Origin of the sequence: Gymnodinialimonas ulvae (assembly GCF_037543845.1) — a bacterium.
GTDB classification, from domain to species: Bacteria; Pseudomonadota; Alphaproteobacteria; order Rhodobacterales; family Rhodobacteraceae; genus Gymnodinialimonas; species Gymnodinialimonas ulvae.
The window spans coordinates 2013618-2021569 of the sequence record NZ_JBBIFX010000001.1 but is presented as its reverse complement, the minus strand read 5'-3'; the positions used below and the strand labels follow the sequence as shown (position 1 = coordinate 2021569).

The window sequence follows — 7952 nt, the reverse complement described above, 5'->3', positions numbered from 1 at the left end:
CGGTGTTGATAAGACGCAGACGCACGCGCTCGCCTGGTCGCATGTCCAGGTCGGGATAGGCCCTACCGTTCACCGTGACCGTGTTGCCCATCCGCCCGCCATGCGCGGCGGCATGAAGATCGTTCCAGCGGCCCTCGACAATCGCGGCGTCTGCATCGAGCAGCCAGTCATCGAGAACCAGCGTCAATTCGCGTGTCGCGGCCCCCGGCTCGCCGAGCCACGGTTCCCGGTCTTCCACGATCAGGGGACCGGCAAGCCCGCGCGCTACCTGTTCAAACCCCCTGTCGTGGGAGTGATACCAGTAGGTGCCGGGATCAGGGGCCACGAAGTCATAGTCGAACGTCTCGCCTGGCGGCACCGGATCCTGCGTCAGCGGTGCCGCCCCGTCCATCGCATTTTCTATGCGGATACCGTGCCAGTGAACGGCGGTCGGCTGCGGCAGATCGTTGAACAAACGATACTGGACCCGCTCGCCCGCCGTGACGCGGATTTCCGGTCCGGGGATCGTGCCCGCACCCTCTGTCGCGTAGGCCCAAACCGGCGTGGCCGGATACCCGGCAGGGGCAAGTTGCGCCGTGGACGGTGCGGCCCGCAGTATCGGCAAAACAGTATCGGCCAATGTCATTCTAGGGAGAAAGGCCGTTCCACTAAGAGCAGCAGCGCTGGTCAGAAACGTGCGTCGTGAGATATCTGTCATCTTCGGTTTTCCAGTCATAGGTTCACCGGGGGCGTGGTGATCGAGGTCAGTGTAGCCGTCGCCAGCAGGATCAGGGCGACGGCGATGATTTCCATGCGGATCGAGCGGCGCAGCCTGCTGGACGCCGAAGGCTCGCCGGACGCAAGGGCGGGCACGAGCCGGAGCTTGTTCTTGGCGGCAAGGCCCAGAAGCCCAGTGACGACCACAAGCTTGGCGATCAACGTCCAACCATAGGCCGTTCCGAACAGCCCAGCCACGGAACCGACCATCAGCCATGCGAACGTGAGGCCCGCGAGGACGAGGATAGCGACGGTCCCGCTGGCAATCCTGCCGAAGCGGTGCAGCAGGGCTGCGCCACTGGTCAGGCCCGCCGCGCGATGCAAAGGTGCGAGAGCGCCGATCCAGAACGCCCCGGCCAGCAGATGCACACCAACAAGACCTGCAAGAAGCCAGCGCGGATCGCCAAGGGAATGGCCCACCAGCGTGTAGGACACTGCCACCAGCAATGCGCCCAGAAGGCTTGCTGCAAGACCGATGGTCCCCTCGATCAGCACGGCAAGGATCAGCAGTTCACCCGCCCCGCGCCAGAGCGCCGCCGTGCCGAGCGGACTGTCCCAGACAAGGCCGAGAATCATGGGATCGACAGCACCTTCGAAACCCATGCCGGAAATACGGGCAGACCGAATACCGAAGCGGAGCGCCAACGCCGCCAGACCGAGTAGCGCCGCCCCTACGGCGAGTTGCCGGGCCAGGCGCAGCACGTCATCCGGCGCAAATCTAAAGATCGCCACGAAGAGCGGCCCTCCGATAGCGACCAGCGCCGCCGCATATTCGGCGGCTTTCGCAAGGATCGCCAGAAGAGCCCAAGTGTCTATGGGGGCCAGCCCGTCCAACGGTCAGTCCGCGACCGTAAAGTCGAAACTGCCCTGCATCGGGTGGCCGTCGGACGACAGGCCGCGCCAATCCACGGTGTAGGCTCCGGCAGGCATATCTTCGGGCGGCATGGCCCGAAACTCCGTCACTGGATCGAGGCCGGTTTCGCGGGTGATGTCCAGTTCCCCGTCAGGGCCGGTCAGGGCGATCGCGGTGACACGCATCGGATCATCGAAGCGCAGCTCGATAACCTCGACCGTCTCGACAGTTGCCTCGTTCGCCGGTGTCGTGTCTTCGGCCTTCGAATGGGCCAGCGCGGCTGCCGCGGTTGCCAGTATGACCGCGATGGCCAGAATTATCTGCTTCATTGTCTGTTCTCCATTTCGTCATGGCGTTCGCGGATTTCCTGCGGCCAGGTCGATTTGATATAGCTGAGGACAGCGATGATCTCGTCGTCCGTCAGAACTCCCTCATAGATGGGCATATTGGATTGATAGTCGGGATCACCGATCAGAGCGCCGGTCCCGTATTTCGTAAGCCGGAACAGCGTGTCGCCGTCATGGTGCCACGTATGCCCGGTTTCATCATGCGGCGGCGCAGGGAGCCGCCCGTCAGCACCGGGCGACCGCCAGTTGGGTTGACCCTCAAGCTCCGCGCCGTGGCAGGAGGCGCAATTCTCGGCGTAAACCGCCTGTCCAAGTACCACCACATCCGGGTCGGAAGGCATCAGCACAGTTTGGGCGGGTACCGAGGTGCCCCACCCGAAGGCGAGGGCAGCGGCTCCCGCAAGAACCACTGCCCCAAGACCGAGCGCCACAGTCCGGTTCACAGACCGGCCTGGTAGAAGACCTCGCCCTCACCGGCGTCGCCACCGAAGGCCAGCACGTCATACCGCGCGGTCGGATCGTTTCCCATTCCGGGAGAGCCTCCAGGCATTCCGGGGACCGCGATCCCGTCAATTTCCGGGCGTTCTTCCAGCAGTTTCGCAAGTGCCGCGAATGGCACATGACCTTCGACCACATAGCCGTCGATCATCGCGGTATGGCAGGACCACATCGTGCCGGGCACATCGTTGTCCAGCTTCACACTGGTGACATCGCGGGTGTCCGTGACCTCGATGTCGTAGCCTTCCTCGCGGGCTAGCGCGACCCAGGCACCGCAACAGCCGCAGGTCGGGCTTTTGGTCACGTGCATCGTGCCGTGATCGGCCATGCCGGAATGATTGTCGGCGTGGGCCATATCGGCTGCGCCAAACGAAGCGAGGCCGAGCGAAAGTGCTACGGCGGGGATGAAGGCGAGTAGTGTCTTGATCGGTTTCATGTCTTTTCCTCTCGACAGAAATACGCACGGGCAGAGCCCGTTCTGATGTGATTGCAACGAAGGGACCGCGACACGGGGGGACGCGGCAAGCATCACGCCGCGCGGGGCGGGTCGAGAGGGCCGGACGGCTCAAATCCCGTCAGCAGCAGGCTTGCGGCGGTGAAGACGTCCTCGCACGTTGCAGGGGCCTCGTCGTGGTGGCCTCCACCTGGAAGCAGCGCGGGAAGCGCGTGGCAGGTCTGGCTGCGTTCTGTGCTTTCCGAACAGCATACAGGCTGATCGTCGGCCACGACATCCATCGCCCTGTGGCTATGATCCATGATAACCGCATGGCCCGCGTCCATCGCCCCGGAAACCGCGGCGGATAACGCGACCATGACAACAAGAAGAAGTCGGATCAAACTCATAGGGCATACCTACATGGGGTATGCGGTTATTTGCAAGCCGCAAGCCACGATACATCCTGTCGCGGGCGTCAATGCGCGTGTGCATCTTCCCCGAGCGCCATCATCAGATGATGTTCGCGATGATGATCCTGGCTCGCCATCAGGCCGAAGAAGCCCAGCCCCTTGATCCGGGCAACAACGGCGGGATCATCACTGGTGACGCGCAGCTCGACACCGTTTTCAACTTCCGCCGCGCCCACTGTCCAGCGATCATCCCGTGCGAGCTGTGCTGCATGGGCCGGAACCATGCGCCGGAGCGTCACAATCGTTTCCGCATCGCCGGTCGCGATCATCGACAACCCGTTCGGCAGGTCCGTTTCCGTCGCGACAGCATCCGACACGAGCCGGTCCATATCGACCAGATGTGCCCGTAGCCCCGCGAGATCGACCCGAGACCAATCCGTATCGGGATCGGCTTCCAGCACTCGCACGACTTCAGAAAGCGCCGCGAACGCGCCCTGACCCGGTTCGGTCAGAACTCCCCTATCGGCAGGGTCAGCCTGACGATGAGCGGCATGATCCATCCCTGCGCTGTGATCTGTATGCAGCGTTTGTGCCACGGCAAGGGCCGCACCCCCCACAATGACCATCGCGGCCAGTATCACGTTCAATCTCATTATCATCCCTCGCCTGAGTTTCGCCGCACTCTAGCGGATGTTTCCGAATGCGCGTATGATCTCTATCATGTCTAACTGGCAGCACATATTCGACGAGGCACCATTGCGCACGCTTGAGCAAGGAGCGGTCCTCTTCCGGCAGGAAGATCGGGTAAAGTTCATGTATTTGGTGCGTAAAGGCGCGGTCGCGCTGGAACGCCCTATGCAAGACGGAACTGCACTGACGCTGCATATTGCGACGGCAGGCAATGCACTGGCAGAGGCATCCCTGTTTGCTGAAACCTATCATTGTGATGCGGTCGTGCGCACGTCCGCCGAAGTCACGGTTGTGCGGCGCCCTGACTTCTTATCTGCGCTACGAGATGAACCGGGCGCGGCATTGAGCCTTATCGAAACCCATGCCAGAGAGGTTCAGGTCCAACGAGCACGCATAGAGATACTGCGCCTGCGTCGCGTCTCTGAAAGGCTGGACGCATGGCTGGAGCTTCACGGAGAGCCGGAGAAGGGCGAGTGGATCAAGGTCGCAGATCAGATCGGTGTTTCGCCACCGGCGCTATATCGCGAGTTGGCGCGACGACGGTAACTCACGGCCTTGGGGAAGTCTCGTCCGGCAGGTCGTGCGCACCGATACAGAGCCGGTGATCCCCCAGAACCTCGATGACACGACACTCTCCGGCGTGGCCTGGATCGTCCGCACTGGCCATCCGCACCAGTTCTTCCCGAAGCTGCGCGAGAATGGTCATCCGTCTGTCCACCGCCGCGAGCTGCTTGCGTGCGATCTCATGGGCAGGTGCGCAATCCTCTGACGGGGCTTCTGCCAACGCCATCAGATCGGCGATGTCATCGAGGCCGAAACCCAACTCTCGCGCGTGGCGCAGGAAGGCCAGCCGTTCGAGCGCCGCTTCATCGTAGCGCCTCTGCCCGCCTGTCGTGCGCGCCGGTGCCGGGATCAGGCCCCGGCTTTCGTAGTATCGGATCGTCGTCACCTTCACGCCCGTCCTGCGCGACATCTGCCCGATGGAATATTCTTTCATGCCGCCCCTTGAACCTACAGTCGCTGTAGGTCGTATCTATCCTGAAACGATACGAATCGAAAGGAGCGGCCGCTATGGGTCACGGCCATCATCATCACATCGATCCCGAGGCAGGCGACCGCAGGGTCTTCGCCGCCATCGCGGTCAACATGGGTCTGACAGTCGCCCAGATCGTTGGCGGCATCATCTCCGGCTCGCTGGCGCTTATTGCCGATGCGCTGCACAACTTTTCCGATGCGATCTCGCTCATCATCGCCTTCGCGGCCCGGAAGATCGCGCGGCGACCTCGCGATGCCGACATGACGTTCGGCTACGGTCGGGTCGAGGTCGTGGCCGCGCTCATCAACTACACCACGCTGATCGTGATCGGTCTCTACCTGCTCTACGAAGCCGCAATGCGCTTTGCCGATCCGCAGCCTGTCGAGGGCTGGCTGATCGTCATCATCGCAGGCATCGCGCTGATCGTGGATGCGGTGACGGCGGCGCTGACCTATGCCATGTCCAAATCCAGTGTGAACATCCGCGCGGCGTTCCTGCACAACGTCGCCGACGCGCTCGGCTCTGTCGCGGTGATCGTCGCGGGGACGCTGATCCTGCTCTATGACTGGCGGCTGATCGACCCTCTCGTGACGGTGCTGATCGCGGGTTACATCCTGTGGCAGTCGTTCCGTGAGATCGGCCCGGTGATCCGTATCCTGATGCTCGGCTCACCACCGGAAATCGAGACAGACGCGGTTCTTGATACCGTGCGCGGAATCGACGGCGTGACGGGCATCCACCACGCGCATTTCTGGCAGATGGACGAAAACCGTGCGGCATTGGACGCGCATGTCGTCATTGCCGAGGGCCTTTGGTCCGACGCAGACGCGGTGAAGGAGCGGATCAAGGCCGCACTATCTGACCGGTTCGACATCGAGCACACAACGCTGGAGCTGGAATGCGCGCGCCACGCCTGCGACGAACCGTCCGAGTTCGGCGGGCGCGGGCATGGCGCGGAGCGGCACGGATGAATGATCTTGTTCCCTTCGCGCTGATCGTCGCGCTTGTCTGCGAAGCCTTTCTGATAGCAATGCTGCTCTGGTCGATCCTTGTTCCGGCGCGCCGTCTTTGGCCCCCGCAACGGGTGAGCTGGCTCAGCCAGATCATGGTCTGGCCCCCGACTCTCGCAGTTTTCGGAGGTGCGATCCTTGTGGCCCTTGCCGAATGGAACATGCTGCACTGGCCGCTCTGGCTTTGCTGGGGCGTAGGTCTGCCGCTGATCTTGGCGGGTAATGCCGTGGTTTGGCCTGCGGCCTTGGGCATCGGCCTCGATGCGACCAGCGGCGCGGAAGCCGAGCTGAAAACCGACGGTTTCTATCGTTGGTCCCGCAATCCGCAATACGTGGCCGACATGGGCATCCTGATCGGATGGGCGATCCTGTCCGCTTCTCCCGCTGCGTTGATCATCGCGACGGGCGGTGTGGTCGCCTTTGCTCTCGCCCCTTTTGCCGAAGAGCCATGGCTGGAAGAAGTCTACGGCGCTGGATACCGCGCGTATCGAAGACGGACACCGAGGCTTCTCGGGTTCCCCCGCTGACAGGACACTGACTACTCCGTGTAGCGCTCGCAGTTGTCGATACCGATTGCGGTCGAGGCAAGGAGCTGATCTGCATCACAGATCAGCCCGGCGACCCGCCTGTCAGCAAGCCAATACCGAACGAACCGACCTTCGTTGCGGCGGCTAACCAGCCCGCAGTCGAGAAGGCAGCGCAGATGGTTCGAGACGTTGGGCTGACCCAACCCCGTATGTCCGACGATTTCCTGCACGCTGCTTTCGCCTGATATCAATGCGTCGAGGATTGCCAAACGACTGGGATCGCCGAGACCCCGGAAGAGCTTTGCCCGCAATTCCAGGGCGTCGGATGCCGAAAGTTTGTCTTGAACGTCTTGCGTCGTCATATCATTATCCACTGATACGTTAGAGGCGACCTCTTTCGCCGCCACCTCGAATAGGATCGCACATGAGCGAGTCCGATAACAGCACGTTGGCGACAGCCTCCTCGCCGATCCGGATGCGGGTGCAGGGCATGGACTGCGCAAAGGATGCCGCCGAGATTGAGCGAGCGGCGCGGTCTGCGGGCGTGGTCGGAGGCGACGTGAAAGTGTCCGCCGCAACCCAAATCATGACATTGCGGATCGCGGAGAGCGACCTGCCGAAAGTGCGGCCCGCGCTTGACGCGACCGGCTACGGGTTCGAGAAGATCGAGGACGGCGATACATCGTCCGATCCGGCCTACAAGGACCCGAGCTATCGTCGCGCGCTCTGGATCGTGGTCGCACTCAATCTCGGATACGGCGTGGTCGAGATGTTCGGCGGGTTCCTGTCCGGTTCGCAGGCGCTGAAGGCAGACGCGCTCGATTTTCTGGGTGATGGCGCGATCACATTCCTGGGCCTTCTCGCCATCGGTTGGAGCCTGACGTGGCGGGCGCGATCAGCGATGATCCAGGGTGTGTTCCTCGGGCTTTTGGGCCTTGGCGTTGTCGGCAGCACGATTTGGCGCGTTCTCAATCAGACGACGCCCGAAGCCGGGTTGATGGGAGCCTTCGCGGTGGGCGCGCTGATCGTGAACATCCTCGCGGTGCTGCCGCTGCTGAAGCACCGCAAGGGTGATGCCAATATGCGAGCCGTCTGGCTGTTCTCCCGCAACGACGCCATCGGGAACCTTGCCGTGGTGATCGCAGCCGGACTGGTCGCATGGCTTGGCAGCTCTTGGCCCGACCTCATCGTCGCGTTCGCCATCGCCGGACTGTTCCTGCATTCATCATGGATGATCATTCGGGATGCCCGGAGTGACTTGGCAGAAGCTGACTAACTCCATCAAGGCGCGACGCGTTCAAACGGAAGCTGACCTTCGTGCGCGCTGCAGCATCGGTGAGTCTGGGCTATTCACCCCCTTTTGCCGCATGACCCGCGAACGGCTGTTCT

The 7952-nt window shown here is 62.4% G+C and carries 13 protein-coding genes; 4 read left to right on the top strand and 9 right to left on the bottom strand.

The annotated features are described in order from the left end of the window. The 7 genes from V8J83_RS09810 to V8J83_RS09780 all read right to left on the bottom strand — a co-directional run. A partial coding sequence (locus tag V8J83_RS09810) for a multicopper oxidase family protein (protein WP_339985909.1) occupies positions 1–625 on the bottom strand: 625 nt, incomplete at its 3' end. Between the two features lie 86 nt (positions 626–711). After that, a complete protein-coding gene (locus V8J83_RS09805; RefSeq protein ID WP_339985907.1) occupies positions 712–1590 on the bottom strand; it encodes a CopD family protein in 879 nt (292 codons plus the stop codon). A gap of 3 nt (positions 1591–1593) precedes the next feature. Further along, positions 1594–1938 (bottom strand): copper resistance CopC family protein, encoded by a 345-nt coding sequence (locus tag V8J83_RS09800; RefSeq protein WP_339985905.1) that lies wholly within the window; start codon positions 1936–1938, stop codon positions 1594–1596. Beyond that, positions 1935–2399 (bottom strand): c-type cytochrome, encoded by a 465-nt coding sequence (locus V8J83_RS09795; protein WP_339985903.1) that lies wholly within the window; start codon positions 2397–2399, stop codon positions 1935–1937. The genes V8J83_RS09800 and V8J83_RS09795 overlap by 4 nt, the downstream gene beginning before the upstream one ends. Beyond that, positions 2396–2890 (bottom strand): DUF411 domain-containing protein, encoded by a 495-nt coding sequence (locus V8J83_RS09790; protein ID WP_339985901.1) that lies wholly within the window; start codon positions 2888–2890, stop codon positions 2396–2398. Before V8J83_RS09790 ends, V8J83_RS09795 begins: the two co-directional genes overlap by 4 nt. A 92-nt stretch (positions 2891–2982) precedes the next feature. Further along, positions 2983–3297: a hypothetical protein gene (locus V8J83_RS09785; RefSeq protein WP_339985899.1), complete on the bottom strand. Its 315-nt coding sequence runs from the start codon at positions 3295–3297 to the stop codon at positions 2983–2985. A 68-nt stretch (positions 3298–3365) separates the two neighbouring features. Then, the gene (locus V8J83_RS09780) at positions 3366–3953 is read right to left on the bottom strand and encodes a hypothetical protein (RefSeq protein WP_339985897.1); all 588 of its coding nucleotides are present in this window, start codon (positions 3951–3953) and stop codon (positions 3366–3368) included. Between the two features lie 55 nt (positions 3954–4008). On the opposite strand from V8J83_RS09780, the gene V8J83_RS09775 reads away from it, so the two are divergent. Then, entirely contained in the window at positions 4009–4536 is a 528-nt protein-coding gene (locus V8J83_RS09775; protein WP_339985895.1) for a Crp/Fnr family transcriptional regulator, read from the top strand. Position 4537: 1 nt separating this feature from the next. Here the strand turns inward: V8J83_RS09775 and V8J83_RS09770 are convergent, their stop codons facing one another. Beyond that, positions 4538–4987, bottom strand: coding sequence for a MerR family transcriptional regulator (locus tag V8J83_RS09770; protein WP_339985893.1), 450 nt, complete (start codon positions 4985–4987; stop codon positions 4538–4540). Between the two features lie 74 nt (positions 4988–5061). Between V8J83_RS09770 and V8J83_RS09765 the strand changes: the two genes are divergently transcribed. Then, a complete protein-coding gene (locus V8J83_RS09765) occupies positions 5062–5997 on the top strand; it encodes a cation diffusion facilitator family transporter (RefSeq protein ID WP_339985891.1) in 936 nt (311 codons plus the stop codon). Next, positions 5994–6563: a methyltransferase family protein gene (locus tag V8J83_RS09760; RefSeq protein WP_339985889.1), complete on the top strand. Its 570-nt coding sequence runs from the start codon at positions 5994–5996 to the stop codon at positions 6561–6563. The genes V8J83_RS09765 and V8J83_RS09760 overlap by 4 nt, the downstream gene beginning before the upstream one ends. A gap of 11 nt (positions 6564–6574) precedes the next feature. Here the strand turns inward: V8J83_RS09760 and V8J83_RS09755 are convergent, their stop codons facing one another. Then, a complete protein-coding gene (locus V8J83_RS09755) occupies positions 6575–6925 on the bottom strand; it encodes an ArsR/SmtB family transcription factor (protein WP_339985887.1) in 351 nt (116 codons plus the stop codon). Positions 6926–6987: 62 nt separating this feature from the next. On the opposite strand from V8J83_RS09755, the gene V8J83_RS09750 reads away from it, so the two are divergent. After that, the gene (locus V8J83_RS09750) at positions 6988–7839 is read left to right on the top strand and encodes a cation diffusion facilitator family transporter (protein ID WP_339985885.1); all 852 of its coding nucleotides are present in this window, start codon (positions 6988–6990) and stop codon (positions 7837–7839) included. Positions 7840–7952: the final 113 nt, after the last annotated feature.

Excerpts from the sequence above, each read along its gene's own strand:
- V8J83_RS09800 (WP_339985905.1), bottom strand. The coding sequence starts at position 1,938 with ATGAAGCAGATAATTCTGGCCATCGCGGTCATACTGGCAACCGCGGCA.
- V8J83_RS09790 (WP_339985901.1), bottom strand. The coding sequence starts at position 2,890 with ATGAAACCGATCAAGACACTACTCGCCTTCATCCCCGCCGTAGCACTT.
- V8J83_RS09785 (WP_339985899.1), bottom strand. The coding sequence starts at position 3,297 with ATGAGTTTGATCCGACTTCTTCTTGTTGTCATGGTCGCGTTATCCGCC.
- V8J83_RS09780 (WP_339985897.1), bottom strand. The coding sequence starts at position 3,953 with ATGAGATTGAACGTGATACTGGCCGCGATGGTCATTGTGGGGGGTGCG.
- V8J83_RS09775 (WP_339985895.1), top strand. The coding sequence starts at position 4,009 with ATGATCTCTATCATGTCTAACTGGCAGCACATATTCGACGAGGCACCA.
- V8J83_RS09770 (WP_339985893.1), bottom strand. The coding sequence starts at position 4,987 with ATGAAAGAATATTCCATCGGGCAGATGTCGCGCAGGACGGGCGTGAAG.
- V8J83_RS09765 (WP_339985891.1), top strand. The coding sequence starts at position 5,062 with ATGGGTCACGGCCATCATCATCACATCGATCCCGAGGCAGGCGACCGC.
- V8J83_RS09760 (WP_339985889.1), top strand. The coding sequence starts at position 5,994 with ATGAATGATCTTGTTCCCTTCGCGCTGATCGTCGCGCTTGTCTGCGAA.
- V8J83_RS09755 (WP_339985887.1), bottom strand. The coding sequence starts at position 6,925 with ATGACGACGCAAGACGTTCAAGACAAACTTTCGGCATCCGACGCCCTG.
- V8J83_RS09750 (WP_339985885.1), top strand. The coding sequence starts at position 6,988 with ATGAGCGAGTCCGATAACAGCACGTTGGCGACAGCCTCCTCGCCGATC.